Raw genomic sequence first — 15,876 nt, forward strand, 5'->3', positions numbered from 1 at the left:
CAGAGGCCGGTCAGAGAACCCTAGAGGTCCGCGGTCAAGGGGGGTGGGCATAAAAGTCCCCGGCAGCCGGCTCGGGACTCTGGTGGCGGTCCGTGAACCCACCCCCCTCCCCACCCCCGACGGCGTCAGCCGTGTCTCGGCGGGGTCGGCTTGTGGCCCGGGTAGACGTGGTCCGGGGTGACGATCTGCGTGATGGCCTCGCCGAAGAGGGTGCTGGGCTCCTGGCCCTCGTGCAGTACGTCCGTGTTCAGGATGACCACCAGCGTCGCCTGCTCCTCGGGCAGGTACACGCCGAGGCTCTCGTAGCCCGGGAGCGAGCCGTTGTGGCCGATCCAGCCCTGTACGTCGAACAGGCCCAGGCCGTAGCCCGCGCCGGGGATGCCGACCGAGGTGGTCTTCAGGCGCTCGGCCTGCGTCGCGGGGGTCAGCAGGGTGCCCGTCGCCAGGGTCTTGGCCCAGCTGCGCAGGTCCTCCAGGTCGGAGATCATCGCGCCGGCCGCCCACGCCCAGGAGGGGTTCCAGTCGGTCGAGTTCACGATCTCGCCCGAAGCCGACTGGTCGGTGTAGCCCTGGGCGTGCGGGGAGGGGAAGGCCGCGTCGGTGGGGAACAGGGTGTGGTGCAGCCCCGCCGGGTCGATGACCTGCTGCTTCAGGACCTGCTGGAGGGGCTGTCCGGTGACCTTCTCGATGACCAGGCCCAGCAGGATCAGGTTGGTGTTGGAGTACTCGAACTTCGCGCCCGGGGCGAAGTTCACCGGGTGCTTGAAGGAGTAGGCGAGGAGCTGCTGCGGGGTGAAGGGGCGGGTCCCCTCGGTGGTGAGGGCCTTGTCGAAGGCGTCGTCCTCGCTGTAGTTGAACAGGCCGCTGCGCATCCCGGCCAGCTCGCGCAGGGTGATGCGGTCGCCGTTCGGGACGCCGGAGACGTACTTCCCTATGCGGTCGTCCAGGCCCACCTTGCCCTGGTCCACCAGGCGGAGGAGGGCGGTGACCGTGAAGGTCTTGGTCTGGCTGCCGATGCGGGTGTAGAAGTCGGTCCGCATCCGCGCGCCGGTCTCCTTGTCGGCCACCCCGAACGTCTTCACGTAGCTGCCCTTGCCCGGCGCCCACAGGCCCACGATCACGCCCGGTACCTTCGCCTCGCGCAGGGTGTCCTGGACGGCCGCGTCGAGCTTCGCGGCCACCTCGGGGGTGAGCTGCGGGAAGTCCCCGCCCGTGTCGGGGGAGGGTGCCGCGGCGGCGCGGGCCGGGGCCCCGTACGCGGGGCCGGCGGCGGCCGGGGCGAGGAGCACCGCGGCGGCGGCCACGGCCGTGCAGGCCCGGCGCAGCCGGATTCGGGCGGCGGTCGGCGTCATGGCTCGGCCTCCTGTCGTCCCCGAGGAGCGAAGGACAAGGCCTACCCAGCGTAGGTCCGAGCCCCCGGGGACGCTCGGCGGGCGTCCGGCGGGCTGAGCGCGGGACGCGACAGGGGGATGCCGCGTCCCGCGCCGACTGGGGTGTTGTCGCGAAGGCCGGTTGACCTGCGGCGACGGGATTCATGCTGGTCGCAGCCGCTTGCGTTCGGCTCACGCATCGCTAACGCCCCGCCCGAGGCCGGTCCGCCCAGTACGGTGGTCGTCCCAGGGCAACGCGGCTTCGGCAGGGGGCGGTCATGCGGGGCGGAACGGTAGCGGTGGTCGGCGGGAGCATCGCGGGGTGCGCGTTCGCCTCCGCCGCGGTGCGGGCCGGGGCCGACGGGGTCGTCGTACTGGAGCGCACGCGCGGGCGGCTCGCGGACCGCGGGGTCGGGCTGTGCGTGCACGACGAGCGTGCCGCCGAGCTGGCCGCCGCCGGGGCGCTGCCCGGCGGGATCCCCGCGCACCGGCTGCTGCGGCGGCGGTGGGTGGTGCGGGACGACGGTGCCGGGCCGGGCGGGCGGATGATCTGGGAGCAGCCGTTCCCGTTCCACTCGTACCACTGGGGGCTGCTGTGGCGCGGGCTGCGGGAGGCGACGCCGGAGGCGGTCGTGTACCGGCAGGGCGTGGCCGTCGCCGGGGTGGCCGGGGACGGGGGCGCGGCCGAGGTGCGGCTCGGGGACGGCTCCGTCGAGCGGTACGACCTGGCCGTCGGCGCGGACGGGTACCGGTCGGTGGTCCGGGAGGCGGTGGCGCCGGGGGCGCGGCCGCACTACGCCGGGTACGTGTGCTGGCGCGGGAACTTCGACGCGGGACCACTGGAGGGGGCGGACGCGCACCCCGAGGCGGTGACCACCGTGTGCTTCCCCGGCGGCAGCTGCGTGATCTACCGGATCCCCGGCCCGGACGGGCCCCGCGTCAACTGGGTGCTGTACGCGCCGCCCCCGCCGGACGGGCGGCTGCGCTTCGACGACCCCACCAGCTTCCCGCCGGGCGCGCTGACCCCCGAACTGCTGGACCACCTGCGGGCGTTGCTGGAGCGGGAGTTCCCACCGTACTGGGGCCGGGCGCTGGCCCTCACCGACCCGGCGGACACCTTCGTGCAGCCCATCTACGACCTGGAGACCGCGAGCACCACCGCCGGCCGGCTCCTCCTCGCCGGGGACGCCGCCACGGTGGTGCGCCCGCACAACACCAGCGGCGCCGCGAAGGCCCTCCAGGACGCCACCGCCTTCGGGGCCGCGTGGGCCGGGGCGGACACCTGGGAGGAGCTGCTGCGGGCCTACCAGGCGGCCAGGGGCGCGGCCGGGCGGGAACTGGTCGCGCTGGCGCGGCGGCTGGGGCGGGCGCAGGTGGAGCGGACGCCGGAGTGGGGGCGGATGAGCGGCGCCGAGGTCGAGGCGTGGTGGCAGGGCCAGCTCGGCGGCGCCCCGGGCATCGGCGGCCAGTCCATGGCCCGGTAGCGGGCCGGACGCACGTACGACCCCCGTGCCACCGCGCGACCGCGTGGCCCCCCTTGACGGGGGGTGGTGGCGGGGAGACGCTCCCCGGGCTCACGACCGAGGGTTGCAGCTGGGGGGCCGGGGATGCCGGAGGAGTCTGTCCAGACGGTGGGGGAGCTGCGGGCGCAGCTCGTGGAGTACGGGGCGCGGTGGACCGTCAGCGAGCACCTGGCGGACGGGGACCCGGTGCCGAGGCCCGCCCTGGGCCTGGAGCCGGGGGTGAACCTGACGCCCGCCGCCGAGGCGGGCTCGGTGGACCTGCGGGCGCTCGTGGGGAGGGCGAGCGGCAACCCGCACCTGACCCGGCGGCGCGCCGCCAACGGCCTGCTGAGCGGAAGCGGCGCGGCGCCCGGGCGGCCCGCCGCCGTCGACTGGCGCAGCCGCTGGGGCTGGCCCTGGCTGACGAAGGTCAAGGACCAGAACCCCTGCGGCTCCTGCTGGGCCTTCGGCGCGGCCGGGCTCGTCGAGTCGATGGCCCGGATCGAGCACGACGTATGGGCCGAGCGTTCCGAGGGCGACGTCCACGACGGGCTCAAGTCCACCTGCGGGCAGGGCAGCAATCCGGAGACCGCCCTGGACTGGATCAAGAACAACGGAGGGCTCGCCGACCCGGACTGCTGGCCGTACAGCACCCCGCCCCCGGGCCTGCCGGCCGAGCGGCGCGACGCCTGGCGCGCCGAGTACACGCCCAGCTGGGACCGCTCGGGCCGGACGGTCCGCATCGGTGACTACGTACGCCTCGGCGACGTCGAGCAGCAGAAGGTGTGGCTGGACACGGTCGGGCCGCTGACGGCCTGCTTCGACGTGTACGACGACTTCTTCGGGCTCGGGTCGGGCGTCTACCACCGCACCAGCGACCGACTGGCCGGCGGGCACTGCGTGCTGGTCGTCGGCTACGACGACGCGGCCGGCTGCTGGCTGTTCAAGAACTCCTGGGGGCCCGGCTACCACGTCGGCGGCTACGGCCGGATCGCGTACGGCGAGGTCAACATCGACTACTGGGCCAAGTGCGGGCTGCGCGGCACCAACATCGACCCCTGGAGCAAGCGCCGCCTGCACGCGGGCAGCACCTACGAGAGCGGCAACGGCCGCGCCCACCGCAACTTCGAGATGGCGGCGACCGGCGGCGGCGGCCGGCTCCAGCACTGGTGGCGGGAGGGCGACGCCCCCTTCGCCTGGGCCCGGGGCCTTGCCTACGCCTCCGACGCCTCCGGCCAGCCCGCGTTCACCGGCACCACCTACAACCGGAACATGGAGTCCCTGCACGTCACCACCGGCGGCCGGCTGCGGCACTGGTACTACGAGCAGGCCTTCGGCGTCTGGCGCGACGGCGGCGCCTTCGGTCCGGGCGACGCGGCCGTCGGCTCGACCCCGGCGTTCATCCAGAGCGACTACGGAAAGCCCGGCAACTTCGAGGTGGTCGTCCGCACCGCCGACGGCCGCCTCAACCACTGGTGGCGGATCAACGGCGCCCCCTGGACCTGGAACGACGGCGGCCGCTTCGCCTCCGGCATCGCCCACTACGGGCCCGCCCTGATCCAGACCCGCTCCCGCACCCTCGACCTGGTCGCCGCCCGCACCGACGGCCGGATGCAGCTGTGGTGGCGCGACGACCCCAATGGCTTCGTCTGGCGGGCCGGGGAGGTCTTCGGCAGCCGGATCAACTCCGCGCCCTGCCTGATCGAGGGCCAGTACGGGGCCGCCGACGAGGACACCGCCGGGAACTACGAGCTGTGCGTGGCCGGCGCCGACGGCCGGATCGAGCACTGGTGGCGGGGGAACGCGGCGGGCGCCCCCTGGGCCCGCAGCGCGGTCTTCGGGCACGACGCGCTCGCCGTCACCGGGATGCTCCAGGGCAGCTTCGGGTTCAACCTGGAGGTCCTCGTCCTGCGCACCGACCGGCTGCTCCAGCACTACTGGCGGGACGGCGCGGGCTGGCACGAGGGGGCGGTGATCGGCCCGGCGTGAACCGCGCGCGGACCACGAGGGAGGCGGCCGGTGGAGGTACGCGGGATCGCGCTGCGCGCCGGGGAGTCGTACGAGCTGCGGCTCACCGGGCGCGGGGCGCGGGGGTACGTGTGGACCTGGCAGGTCAGCGGTGACGCCGACGCCGTCTCCGTGACGGAGGCGCCGGGCTCCGCTCCCCCGCGGGCGGAGCCCGGCGCACCGCTGGCCAGGACGTACGTGGTGGGCGGCCGCCGCCCCGGGGGGCGGGCCCGGATCCGCTTCGCGCAGATCCGGCCGCCCTATCCCGAGGAGGCCCCCTACGACGAGTTCGTCCTGGACGTGGAGGTCACCGGCGGGGCTTGAGCGCCCAGTGCTGCACGGCCTCCAGCGGGCCCCGGTCGAAGTGGCGCAGCCACAGCCGGGACGCGGCGACCAGGACCAGGCTCACCGCCGCCCACAGGCCCATCACCCACCACGGCCCGCTCCCGCCGAACCGCGCGGCCAGCCCGAGCCCGAAGCCGTAGCAGAGCAGCGCGCACAGCAGGTTCTGGCCGACGTAGCAGGACAGGGCGGTGCGTCCGACGGAGCCGAGCGCCGCCGCGCCGGGGACGGCGAACCGGTCGAGGGCCCAGCCGATGAGGCCGATGTAGCCGACGGCGACGAGCGGGGCGATGCCGTAGCGGCCCAGGACGAAGAAGTCGGGTCCGGCCAGCTCGGCGGCGATGCCCAGCGGCAGTCCGAGGCCGAGTCCCCAGGCGGCCATCCGGCCGCGGATCCGGCGCCCGGCGGCGGTCGGGCCGAAGGCGCCGGCGCGGTGGAGGCGGACGCCGAGGAGGAAGAGGAACACCAGCAGCCCGAAGGTGAAGACGGGCTCGATGCGCAGGGCGAGGGCGTTGTCGAGGCGGAAGCCGATCTGCTCGGCCCAGCTGCCGTCCGCGTAGAGCCGTACGGCCTCGGGGTCGACCGTCTTCGGGGAGTCCGGGGTGACGGCGTCGCCGAGGGTCACCAGGGCCACCAGGGTCAGGTGGACGCCGGCCGCGACCCACATCGACACCCGCCGCACCCGCTCGGAGCGGGCCAGCAGCCAGGCCACCAGCAGGGCGGTGACGGCGTAGCCCATCAGCACGTCCCAGGCGAATATCAGGACGAAGTGGACGGTCCCCTCCAGGAAGAGGAACGCGGCCCGCCGCGGGTACCGGCCGGGCCACGGCTCGCCCCGGCGGGCGGCGGAGTCGAACTGGATGGCCAGGCCCACGCCGAACAGGATCGTCAGCAGCGAGAGGAACTTGCCGTCGGCCAGGAAGCGGAAGGCGGTCTCGGCGATGGTGGCGGCCGAGGGGTCGGCGATCGGGTCCGGCAGGCTCAGCCCGCCCTGGAGGACGCTCCACTCGGAGCCGGGCGAGGCGAAGATCCAGACGTTGGTCATGAGCGTGCCGAGGATCGCGGCGCCGCGCAGGACGTCGAGCAGGGGTAGCCGGGACGCGGTCGTGTCCGCCCGGGATGTGACGAGGGTGTCGGCCATGTCTCCAGGCTCCCGGGGCGGACGGCCCGGCTCTTCCTGCCGGTGGAGGAACGCGGACTACACCTTTCGATGCAGTCGGGGGCGCCCGCCGTCCACATCGCGGACGGCGGGGCCGTTGCATCCCTGATGTATCTATCCTGTGCGCATGCCGCCAGCCACCCGTGCCGCCACCGCAGCCGACCGCGTCTACCACCACGTGAAGCAGGGCGTACTGGACCGCCGCTACGAGGGCGGGACCCTGCTCACCGAGGGCGAGCTCGCCGAGGCCGTCGGGGTCTCCCGCACCCCGGTCCGCGAGGCCCTGCTGCGGCTGGAGACCGAGGGCCTGCTGCGGCTCTACCCGAAGAAGGGCGCGCTGGTGCTGCCGGTCTCCGCGCAGGAGATCGCCGACGTGGTAGAAACCCGGCTGCTGGTCGAGGAGTTCACCGTGCGCAGGGCCGTCCCGGCCCCGCCCGCGCTGCTGGAGCGGCTCACGGAACTCATGGCCGAACTGCGCGCGCACGCGGACCGCGGCGACCTCGCCGCGATGACCACCGCCGACCGCTGCTTCCACGCCGAGATCGTCCGCCACGCCGGGAACGAGATCCTCAGCCGGCTCTACGACCAACTCCGCGACCGACAGCTGCGGATGGGCGCGGCCCTGCTGCACGCCCACCCCGACCGGGTGGAGCGCACCCTCGACGAGCACGCGGAGATCCTAGACGCCCTGCGCGCCGGGGACGCGGAAGCCGCCGCCGCGGCCGTACGCGGCCACGTGGGCCGGGTCGGCGCCCTGGTGCGGGCCGGCGGTGGGGCCCGGTGAACGCCGAGCCGCCCGGCGGGCGGGGGGCCGTCGCCGTCTGGTCCATAGGCGTCGCCGTCTACTTCGTCGCCGTCATCTTCCGCACCAGCCTGGGCGTCGCGGGCCTGGAGGCGGCGGACCGCTTCCACGTCAACGCCTCCGCCCTCTCCACCTTCTCCCTCCTGCAACTGCTGGTCTACGCGGGCATGCAGGTCCCCGTCGGCCTGATGGTCGACCGCCTCGGCACCAAGAAGGTGCTGACGCTGGGCGCCGTCCTGTTCACCGCCGGGCAGATCGGCTTCGCCCTCTCCCCCTCGTACGGCATGGCGCTGGCCGCCCGCGCCCTGCTGGGCTGCGGCGACGCCATGACCTTCATCTCCGTCCTCCGGCTCGGCACCCGCTGGTTCCCCGCCCGCCGCGGACCGCTGATGGCGCAGCTGGCCGGGCTCGTGGGCATGGCCGGCAACCTGGTCTCCACCCTGGTGCTGGCGCCCGTGCTGCACGGCCTGGGCTGGGTGCCGGCCTTCGCCGGAAGCGCGGTGGCGGGGCTGATCGTCCTCGTCCCGCTGGTGCTGTTCCTGCGCGACCACCCCGAGGGGCACGAGCCGGCGCCCGTCACCCCGGGCGCGGGGGGCTTCGTGCGCCGTCAGATCCGGGACTCCTGGCGCGAGCCCGGCACCCGGCTCGGCCTGTGGGTGCACCTCACCACGCAGTTCCCCGCGATGGTCTTCCTGCTGCTGTGGGGCATGCCGTTCCTGGTCGAGGCGCAGGGGCTGTCCCGGAACACCGCGGGCGGGCTGCTGACCCTGGTGGTCGCCTCGAACATGGGCTTCGGCCTGGTCTACGGCCAGCTCATAGGCCGCAGGCCGGGCGCCCGGCTCCCGCTGGCGCTCGGCACGGTCGCGGCCACCGCGCTGCTGTGGGCCTCCGTGCTGGTGTACCCCGGGGACCGGGCACCGATGTGGCTGCTGGTCACGCTGTGCGTGGTGCTCGGCACCTGCGGCCCGGCCTCCATGATCGGCTTCGACTTCGCCCGTCCCGCGAACCCGGCCGAGCGGCAGGGCACCGCGTCCGGCATCACCAACATGGGCGGCTTCATCGCCTCCATGACCACCCTGCTGGCCGTCGGCGTCCTCCTCGACGCCACCGGGGACGACTACCGGATCGCCTTCTCCTCGGTGTTCGTGGTGGAACTGGCGGGCCTCAGCCAGGTGCTGCGGCTGGCGCCCCGCGCCCTCGCCCGCGAACGCGAGACCCTGGCCGTCACCGCGGCCGCGGCCGCCGGAGGGAGCCCGCGCGAGGCGGTGCGCCCCGCCTCCCGCTGATCCGGCGCCACGGGTCCGCGGAGGCCGCCGCTACGGGGTGACGGCGAACGCGCCGAGGATGGCGGTGGCCAGCTCGGTGTCGCCCTCCACCTTCACCCGGTCGGCGACCGTGCGCGGCCGGACCCGGCCCGCGGCGAGCCGTACGTACGTCTCCCAGTCCATCGCCAGCGACACGTCAGGGCCCAGCGAGGGGGTCTTGTCGAGGGCGGCCCGGCCGGCCGCGTCCACGCGCACCGTCCGCAGGAACTCCACGGGCCCGTGCACGTCGATGACCACGGCCGAGTTCGGCGGGGCGCCCGCGCCCTTCGCGACCACCTTCGGCAGCCCGGCGAGGAGGATGTCCCGCGCCACGAACGCGCCCGGCGAGTCCCAGTTCCCCGGGACGCCCAGCGCCGCCCGCAGGTCCTGCTCGTGGATCCAGGTGTCGAAGGCGCGCAGCCGGAGAGCGAACTCCAGGGTGATCTGGTTGCCCTGCGGTCCGCGCACCATCGTGGTGGCCGGATCCCGCTTCTCGTTGCGCAGCTGGCGCTGGCGGCGGATGACCGTGTACTCCAGCTCCGAGGTCATCTCCGGGGCGGTGTGGTGGCGGCGCACGTCAACCGGCACCTCCATGTAGCGGGTGAACTCGTCCACCACGTGCCGCAGGTCGCGCGGAAGGGTGTGGATCGGCCGCGGGTCGCCGAGCTGCTCCAGTTCGAGGCCGATGATGTGGGAGACCACGTCGCGCACGGACCACCCGGGGCAGGGGGTGGGCAGGTTCCACTGGCCCTCCGGGAGGGGGAGGACCAGCTCGGTTATCGCCTCGATGGAGTGGGTCCACGCGTCGGCATAGGGCTCAAGACTGGGATGGACGGTCAACGGGACCCCTCGCTGGCTGTTCAGTGGCGCGTTGTGGACTATTCCCAAAACTACGCTGCCGATGAGCACCCCGACAGCGCTTTCGTGTGACGATCGTAGGCCTTGAGTTGACCGGCTGACATGCCAGGACGGTGGTAATGTGCGCGCCTCTCTGATCCAAATCGCCGTGAACGACGGGGAGTCGGTGGCTTCCCGGCGGCAGCGGGCCGCCGAACTCGTCAGGGAGCAGAGCGGCTCCGATCTCGTCGTGCTGCCCGAACTGTGGACGGTGGGCGCCTTCGCCTACGAGCAGTTCGAGACGGAGGCCGAACCGCTGGACGGCCCGACCTTCGAGGCCATGTCCAAGGCCGCCTCCGACGCCGGGGTCTGGCTGCACGCGGGCTCGGTCGTGGAGCGCGCCGGCGACGGCTCCCTCTACAACACCGCCCTCGTGCTCTCCCCGTCCGGCGAACTCGCCGCGACCTACCGGAAGATCCACCGCTTCGGCTTCGACCAGGGCGAGGCGGTGCTGATGTCCGCCGGCGACTCCCTGACCACTGTGGTCCTGCCGGAGCAGACCCTCGGCCTCGCCACCTGCTACGACCTGCGCTTCCCCGAGCTGTTCCGCGGGCTCGTCGACGCCGGCGCCACCACGATGGTCGTCTCCGCGGGCTGGCCGGCCCGGCGGCGCGAGCACTGGACCCTGCTGAACCGGGCGCGGGCGGTCGAGGACCAGTCGTACGTACTGGCCTGCGCGACCGCCGGCACGCACGCGGGCGTCGAACAGGCCGGGCACAGCCTGGTCGTGGACCCCTGGGGCGAGGTCCTCGCGGAGGCGGGCCCGGGCGAGGCCGTCCTGACGGTGGACCTGGACCCGGCGAAGGTCGCCGAGACCCGGGACCAGTTCCCCGCCCTGAAGGACCGCACCCTGGGCCGCTAGCGGACGTCCGGGGGCTCCGTCCTCACCTCACCCGTCGGAGCCCCCGCCCGCCCCTTCCTCCCGCTCCTTTTCGGCCATTCTGATCACGCAGACGGCGAGCGCCACGAGCAGCGCCGCGTCCGCGTCCTCCCGGACCACGTCCACGGCGTACGTCTCGCGGATCCGGTACCACTGCCGGGAGATCAGCGCGAGCAGCTCGCCCTCGTACTCGACCTTGAACTCGCGGTCCAGGATCCGCCCGCTGACGTCGAGTTCCGTGCCCTCCGCCATGGTCACGCGGAAGTGGTTGCGCAGCAGCGAGAGCCGCTTGCGCCGGACCACCGCGAGCCGGACCCCGTCCCGCTCCAGGGTCATCGCGTCCCGCAGGGTGAAGAGCTTCTCCCGCAGGGTGAGCAGGACCCGCCCGTCCGGGTCCTCCAGTTCCAGGGTGTCGCGGAAGCGGAGGGCCTTCCCGTCGACGAGGAAGGCGTGCCGGCCGTCCTCGTCCTCGATCCAGTAGTCGTCCCCGATGGCCAGCAGTTTGTCCCGAACGAGGTATTTCATGCCCTGATCGCTGCCCGGGATAGCTTGGCCCCATGCCCACGAAGCCCAGGACCCGCCTCCTCTACGTGACCGACCTCGCCTACCCCGCGCGCGGCCGCCGCTACTGCGACGAGGACATATTCCTCACCGCCCGCCTCCGCGAGCACTTCGACCTGGCCCTGTGCCACCCGCTGGACGCCCGGGCCCTCATGCCGGGCTTCGACGCCGTCGTCGTCCGCAACAGCGGCCCGGTCCTGGGCTACCAGGAGGCCTACGACGAGTTCCGCGCCGCCGCCCTCGCCGCCGGGACCCCCGTCTACAACCCGCTCACCGGCCGCGCCGACATGGCCGGCAAGCAGTACCTCCTGGACCTCACGGCCGCCGGCCACCCGGTGATCCCGACCGTCGACGACCCGGCCGACCTGCACCTGCTGCCGCCCGCGGACACGTACGCGGTCAAGCCCAAGCAGGGCGCCGACTCCATCGGCCTCACCTTCACCGCCACCCCGTCCGGCCCGGCGGGGGAGGTCCTGATCCAGCCGCGGATCGACTTCGCGTACGAGGTGTCCTTCTACTTCGTCGACGACGCCTTCCAGTACGCCCTCCACGCCCCGGACCCCGCCCGCCGCTGGGACCTCACCCCGTACGAGCCGACCGACGCGGACCTGGCCTTCGCGCGCGGCTTCGTCGACTGGAACACCCTCGACCACGGCATCCAGCGTGTGGACGCCTGCCGCGCACCCTCGGGGGACCTCCTGCTGGTCGAACTGGAGGACCTGAACCCCTACCTCTCCCTGGACCTCCTCCCGCCCCCCACCCGCGAAGCCTTCGTGGAAGCCCTGGTCCACTCCCTGCACGCGTTCACCGCCGGGGCAGGGGCCGCCGGGGGCTGAGCCCCCGAACGCGTGATCCGGTGTTCACGACCGGATGGCAAGCTTTAAGGATGAACGATGCTGCCCCGGCGCCGACCCCCGCGCCCGCGCCCCGCCGTGCCCGTGTCCGTGCCCCCGAGCTGATCGGCAAGGGGGGCTGGCTGAACACCGGCGGGAAGGAGCTCACCCTCGCTGACCTGCGCGGTCGCATTGTGATCTTGGATTTTTGGACCTTCTGCTGCATTAACTGCCTGCACGTCCTCGACGAGCTGCGGGAGCTGGAGGAGAAGCACCGGGACACCGTGGTGATCATCGGTGTGCACTCGCCGAAGTTCGTCCACGAGGCCGAGCACGCCGCCGTCGTCGACGCCGTCGAGCGGTACGAGGTGCACCACCCCGTGCTCGACGACCCCGAGCTCGCGACGTGGAAGCAGTACGCCGTGCGGGCCTGGCCCACGCTCGTGGTGATCGACCCCGAGGGGTACGTCGTCGCGCAGCACGCCGGTGAGGGGCACGCGCACGCCATCGCGCGGCTCGTCGAGGAGCTGGAGGCCGAGCACGCGGCCAAGGGAACCCTGAGGCGCGGGGACGGGCCCTACGTGGCGCCCGAGCCCGTAGCCACCGACCTGCGCTTCCCCGGCAAGGCGCTCGTGCTGCCTTCCGGGAACCTGCTGGTGAGCGACTCGACGCGGCACCAGCTGGTGGAGCTGGAGGCCGACGGGGAGACCGTCGTACGGCGGATCGGCAGCGGTGAGCGCGGTTTCGGGCCCGACGCCTTCAGCGAGCCGCAGGGGCTTGCGCTGCTGCCCGACGGGCGGGTCGTGGTCGCCGACACCGTCAACCACGCGCTGCGGGTCCTCGACCCGGAGACGGGCGCCGTCGAGACCGTCGCGGGGACCGGGCGGCAGTGGTGGCAGGGTTCCCCGACCTCCGGGCCGGCGCTGGAGGTGGACCTGTCCTCGCCGTGGGACGTCGCCTGGTGGCAGGGCCGGGTGTGGATCGCCATGGCCGGCGTGCACCAGCTGTGGACGTGGGACCCGGAGGCGGGGACCGTCGCGGTGGCGGCCGGCACGACGAACGAGGGGCTCGTGGACGGGCCCGCCGCCGAGGCCTGGTTCGCGCAGCCGTCCGGGCTCGCGGCCGCCGGGGACCGGCTGTGGATCGCCGACTCGGAGACGAGCGCGGTCCGCTACGTGGAGCCCGTCGACGGGGGCTACGCGGTCCGCTCCGCCGTCGGGACCGGCCTGTTCGACTTCGGCCACCGGGACGGCGACGCCGCCCAGGCGCTGCTCCAGCACCCCCTGGGGGTGACGGCGCTGCCGGACGGCTCGGTCGCGGTCTGCGACACGTACAACCACGCCCTGCGCCGCTACGACCCGGCCACCGGGCAGGTGTCCACCCTCGCCACCGACCTGCGCGAGCCGAGCGCGGCCGTGCTGGTCGGCGAGGACATCGTGGTGGTGGAGTCCGCCCGGCACCGGCTGACCCGGCTGCGGCTCCCGGAGGAGGCCGTACGCGTGGACGCGGTCGCCCACCGCACGCAGCGGGCGGCCACCGAGGTGGCCCCCGGCACGCTCCGCCTGGACGTGGTCTTCCAGGCCCCGGCCGGCCAGAAGCTGGACACCCGCTACGGGCCGTCCACCCGGCTGCTGGTCTCCTCGACCCCGCCGGAGCTGCTGGCGGAGGGCGAGGGGGCCGGCTCGGACCTGTTCCGGAACCTGGTGCTGAACCCCGCCGTCACCGAAGGGGTCCTGCACGTCTCGGCGATGGCCGCGTCCTGCGACGACGACCCGGCCAACGAGTACCCGGCCTGCCACGTCCACCAGCAGGACTGGGGCGTGCCGGTCGTCGTCACGGCCGCCGGCACCACCCGCCTGCCGCTGGTCCTCGCGGGGATGGACCGGGAGGCCTAGAGGGTCGCCGCCTCCTCGGCGTCCGCGTCGGCGTCCGCGTCCTCCGCCGGGGTGATCCTCCGGCGGAGGTTCTCGATGTCCGTCTGCAGGCCGATCAGCTGCATGTGGAGCTCGTCGAGGACGTTCAGGGGGACGATCGGGGTGTGCCCGGCGACCTCCGGTTCGAGCTGGTGCAGCCGCTCCATGGCGTCCCGGGCGGCGGTGACGCTCTGCCGCAGCACCGCACGGTGGTCGGCGGCGCGCCGGCTCGCAGGGCGGACGTCCTGCGCGGCGGGGGCCGGCGCGGCGGGCCCGGCCGGCTCGGTCCGGTCGCCGGCCGGTTCCGTACGCGGCTCCGGCAGCGGGACGGCGGGCGCGGGCGGGGCCGGAGCCTCGGTGTTCTTGCGGGCCCGCTCGGGGTCCGCCGCGTAGACCACGTCCCACTGGTACAGCAGCTCGGGCACGCCGTCGGCGTCCCGGGCGACCTTGTGGTCGCCTGCCAGGTCCACGTTGAAGTGGATGTACGGGCTGCCGCCCTCGCCCTCGGGCTTCTCCTTGCGGCTCAGGGCGCGCATGGTGACCGCGTTCTCCGGCAGGGCGTCGCTGCGGAAGCCGTTCGCGACCAGCGCGAGGAGCCACAGGCCCAGCTCGTTGTCCTGCCGGGACAGCCCCTCGACGATCAGGCTGACGTCGGCCCGGAAGGGCACGCCGCCCTTCTCCTTGGGCGAGTTGAGCGCGGATCCGACGTTGCGGGTCAGCAGCTTGTCGGCGATGAGCGCGACACCGCCGGCCACGGCCAGGGTGCAGCGGGCGTTGGTGTCGCCGGCGAGGGCGGGGGCCACCAGGGTGGTGAAGTCGTCGGTGGGGACGGGGTCCCATTCGCCGACGACGTCCGGGGTGAGGACACCGCCGTTGTTCCAGGCGTTGCGGGCCTGCTTCGTCACCAGCTTCTTGTAGCTGCGCCACGGCAGGTCGACGATCGGGCCGAGGAGTTCGCCGAAGCCCTTGAGCCCCATGCGCTTGCCGCCCTTGATGGCCTTGGCCTGGTCCTTGAGGCGTTCGAGCAGCTCGGGCCGGGTGAGGGCGTGGACGACGTAGACGGCGCGCCACAGCGCGGTGCCGGGCGGGGGCGTCGAGCCGGGGAAGAGCCGGGGCAGGTCGGCGGAGTGGGTGCGGCCGACGGCGAGGCCGTAGACGGCCTGGAGGTCGTCCTGCGGGATCAGCGAGTCGCCGAGCTGGATGACCCGCTTGAGGGCCCGGGTGATGACCTCCACGTTCTGGGCGGCGTCGTCCCACGCCTTGAACTCGACGTGGACGCTGGCCAGTACGCTCCTGATGGCGTCGTCGAAGATGTCCTCGGGGGCGAGCAGGTGCCCCGGGTGGCCCTCGATGCCGACGGTGATCTGGGCGGGTGCGACGAAGGTCTGCCCGATCTGGGCGGCGCGCGGACCCGGTTCGAGGAGGCCGACGGCCTCCGCGTACTCCTCGCGCAGGGAGCCGCGCCACTTCTCCCGGACCGACGCCAGGTGGCGGCCGGTCGGGACACCGGGCGGGAGGGGGGTCTCGGCCTTGCCGAACAGGGCGCCCACGGCCAGGTCGGCGACGTCGGTGGTCTCGGCGCCGGGGCCGGCGAGGACGGCCCAGGCGCTGGCGAGCCGGGTGATCCCGTCGCGTACGGCCAGGGCGTGGAAGGACTCCGTGCCGTCCTCGAAGGAGATCTCCACGGGGTGGGCGATCAGGTTGCGGGTGATCGTCCGGGCGAGGACCGAGCCGACGTAGTTGTTCAGCGACAGGGTGCCGTTGATCGTCTGCCAGACGTGTTCGCGCAGGTGGGAGAGGTCCTTGAAGCGGTACCGGACCGTCGCGCAGGGGCGTCCGTCCTCGGTGACCCCCTGGACCTGGGGGTCCGGGATCTCGGTGGCCTCCATCCCGGTGCGGGGCTGGATGCCGGGCAGCAGCTCGCTCAGGTAGACGCGGGTGACGAGCGAGCGCAGGGTCGCGCCCTCGACGTTCTCGACCATCAGGACCCCGCCGGGGTCCTGGCGCGTGGGGCGCAGCTGTACGGCGACGCCCTCCGCGTCGATCGCGGCGCGGCCGACGGCCGACCAGGCCTCTTCCGTCAGCAGGGCGGCCGGGTTGGCGCGGCCCGCCTCGACGACCTTCAGCTCGGCGTCGTCCGCTGGAGGTATGGGGAGGTCCTGCCCGGTGTTGGACACCAGGATCTGCTCGGATCCCCACGTGACGGTGAGTGACCGGGGTGTGTGCTGGCCCATCGCGACTCCGTTGTGTGTAGGCACGGCGAGGAGCGTATCCCCAACTCACGTTTATTTACACAAGAATTACTG

13 protein-coding genes are annotated in these 15,876 nt (G+C 73.6%); 8 read left to right on the forward strand and 5 right to left on the reverse strand.

The window, feature by feature from the left end; translation table 11 throughout:
• Positions 1 to 125 precede the first annotated feature (125 nt).
• Positions 126 to 1,352 carry a serine hydrolase domain-containing protein gene (locus OG553_RS17260; RefSeq protein WP_405979824.1) on the reverse strand — a complete coding sequence of 409 codons (1,227 nt, stop codon included), beginning with the start codon at positions 1,350 to 1,352 and terminating at the stop codon, positions 126 to 128.
• A 296-nt stretch (positions 1,353 to 1,648) separates the two neighbouring features.
• Between OG553_RS17260 and OG553_RS17265 the strand changes: the two genes are divergently transcribed.
• The 3 genes from OG553_RS17265 (at position 1,649) to OG553_RS17275 (ending at position 5,203) form a co-directional block, all read left to right on the forward strand.
• A complete protein-coding gene (locus tag OG553_RS17265; protein WP_405979825.1) occupies positions 1,649 to 2,854 on the forward strand; it encodes an FAD-dependent monooxygenase in 1,206 nt (401 codons plus the stop codon).
• Between the two features lie 123 nt (positions 2,855 to 2,977).
• Positions 2,978 to 4,861 carry a C1 family peptidase gene (locus OG553_RS17270; protein ID WP_405979826.1) on the forward strand — a complete coding sequence of 628 codons (1,884 nt, stop codon included), beginning with the start codon at positions 2,978 to 2,980 and terminating at the stop codon, positions 4,859 to 4,861.
• 30 nt (positions 4,862 to 4,891) lie between these two features.
• Positions 4,892 to 5,203 (forward strand): protease inhibitor I42 family protein, encoded by a 312-nt coding sequence (locus OG553_RS17275; RefSeq protein ID WP_405979827.1) that lies wholly within the window; start codon positions 4,892 to 4,894, stop codon positions 5,201 to 5,203.
• Here the strand turns inward: OG553_RS17275 and OG553_RS17280 are convergent.
• Positions 5,187 to 6,362 (reverse strand): DUF418 domain-containing protein, encoded by a 1,176-nt coding sequence (locus OG553_RS17280; protein WP_405979828.1) that lies wholly within the window; start codon positions 6,360 to 6,362, stop codon positions 5,187 to 5,189. The two genes, OG553_RS17275 and OG553_RS17280, sit on opposite strands and share 17 nt — an antisense overlap.
• Before the next feature lie 145 nt (positions 6,363 to 6,507).
• Here OG553_RS17280 and OG553_RS17285 point away from each other — a divergent pair, with 145 nt between their 5' ends.
• Positions 6,508 to 7,164 carry a GntR family transcriptional regulator gene (locus OG553_RS17285; protein WP_405979829.1) on the forward strand — a complete coding sequence of 219 codons (657 nt, stop codon included), beginning with the start codon at positions 6,508 to 6,510 and terminating at the stop codon, positions 7,162 to 7,164.
• Positions 7,161 to 8,468, forward strand: coding sequence for a nitrate/nitrite transporter (locus tag OG553_RS17290; RefSeq protein ID WP_405979830.1), 1,308 nt, complete (start codon positions 7,161 to 7,163; stop codon positions 8,466 to 8,468). Before OG553_RS17285 ends, OG553_RS17290 begins: the two co-directional genes overlap by 4 nt.
• Before the next feature lie 30 nt (positions 8,469 to 8,498).
• Here the strand turns inward: OG553_RS17290 and OG553_RS17295 are convergent, their stop codons facing one another.
• The gene (locus tag OG553_RS17295; RefSeq protein ID WP_405979831.1) at positions 8,499 to 9,326 is read right to left on the reverse strand and encodes a maleylpyruvate isomerase family mycothiol-dependent enzyme; all 828 of its coding nucleotides are present in this window, start codon (positions 9,324 to 9,326) and stop codon (positions 8,499 to 8,501) included.
• Positions 9,327 to 9,465: 139 nt separating this feature from the next.
• Between OG553_RS17295 and OG553_RS17300 the strand changes: the two genes are divergently transcribed.
• The gene (locus OG553_RS17300) at positions 9,466 to 10,245 is read left to right on the forward strand and encodes a carbon-nitrogen family hydrolase (RefSeq protein ID WP_405979832.1); all 780 of its coding nucleotides are present in this window, start codon (positions 9,466 to 9,468) and stop codon (positions 10,243 to 10,245) included.
• Between the two features lie 27 nt (positions 10,246 to 10,272).
• Here the strand turns inward: OG553_RS17300 and OG553_RS17305 are convergent, their stop codons facing one another.
• Positions 10,273 to 10,788: an LURP-one-related/scramblase family protein gene (locus tag OG553_RS17305; protein ID WP_405979833.1), complete on the reverse strand. Its 516-nt coding sequence runs from the start codon at positions 10,786 to 10,788 to the stop codon at positions 10,273 to 10,275.
• Between the two features lie 32 nt (positions 10,789 to 10,820).
• Here OG553_RS17305 and OG553_RS17310 point away from each other — a divergent pair, with 32 nt between their 5' ends.
• Together OG553_RS17310 and OG553_RS17315 are read left to right on the forward strand one after the other, a co-directional pair.
• A complete protein-coding gene (locus OG553_RS17310) occupies positions 10,821 to 11,660 on the forward strand; it encodes a hypothetical protein (RefSeq protein ID WP_405979834.1) in 840 nt (279 codons plus the stop codon).
• 50 nt (positions 11,661 to 11,710) lie between these two features.
• Positions 11,711 to 13,552: an NHL domain-containing thioredoxin family protein gene (locus OG553_RS17315; RefSeq protein WP_405979835.1), complete on the forward strand. Its 1,842-nt coding sequence runs from the start codon at positions 11,711 to 11,713 to the stop codon at positions 13,550 to 13,552.
• Here the strand turns inward: OG553_RS17315 and OG553_RS17320 are convergent.
• On the reverse strand, positions 13,549 to 15,828 hold the full coding sequence (locus tag OG553_RS17320; protein ID WP_405979836.1) for a hypothetical protein: 2,280 nt from the start codon (positions 15,826 to 15,828) through the stop codon (positions 13,549 to 13,551). The genes OG553_RS17315 and OG553_RS17320 overlap by 4 nt on opposite strands.
• Between the last annotated feature and the right edge of the window lie 48 nt (positions 15,829 to 15,876).

It is taken from the genome of Streptomyces sp. NBC_00158, assembly GCF_045160885.1.
In the GTDB taxonomy this organism is placed as follows: domain Bacteria; phylum Actinomycetota; class Actinomycetes; order Streptomycetales; family Streptomycetaceae; genus Streptomyces.

What these genes read in the sequence shown, in the direction of transcription:
- OG553_RS17270 (WP_405979826.1), top strand. Translation starts at nt 2,978, where the DNA reads ATGCCGGAGGAGTCTGTCCAGACGGTGGGGGAGCTGCGGGCGCAGCTC.
- OG553_RS17310 (WP_405979834.1), top strand. Translation starts at nt 10,821, where the DNA reads ATGCCCACGAAGCCCAGGACCCGCCTCCTCTACGTGACCGACCTCGCC.
- OG553_RS17260 (WP_405979824.1), bottom strand. Translation starts at nt 1,352, where the DNA reads ATGACGCCGACCGCCGCCCGAATCCGGCTGCGCCGGGCCTGCACGGCC.
- OG553_RS17315 (WP_405979835.1), top strand. Translation starts at nt 11,711, where the DNA reads ATGAACGATGCTGCCCCGGCGCCGACCCCCGCGCCCGCGCCCCGCCGT.
- OG553_RS17280 (WP_405979828.1), bottom strand. Translation starts at nt 6,362, where the DNA reads ATGGCCGACACCCTCGTCACATCCCGGGCGGACACGACCGCGTCCCGG.
- OG553_RS17285 (WP_405979829.1), top strand. Translation starts at nt 6,508, where the DNA reads ATGCCGCCAGCCACCCGTGCCGCCACCGCAGCCGACCGCGTCTACCAC.
- OG553_RS17305 (WP_405979833.1), bottom strand. Translation starts at nt 10,788, where the DNA reads ATGAAATACCTCGTTCGGGACAAACTGCTGGCCATCGGGGACGACTAC.
- OG553_RS17265 (WP_405979825.1), top strand. Translation starts at nt 1,649, where the DNA reads ATGCGGGGCGGAACGGTAGCGGTGGTCGGCGGGAGCATCGCGGGGTGC.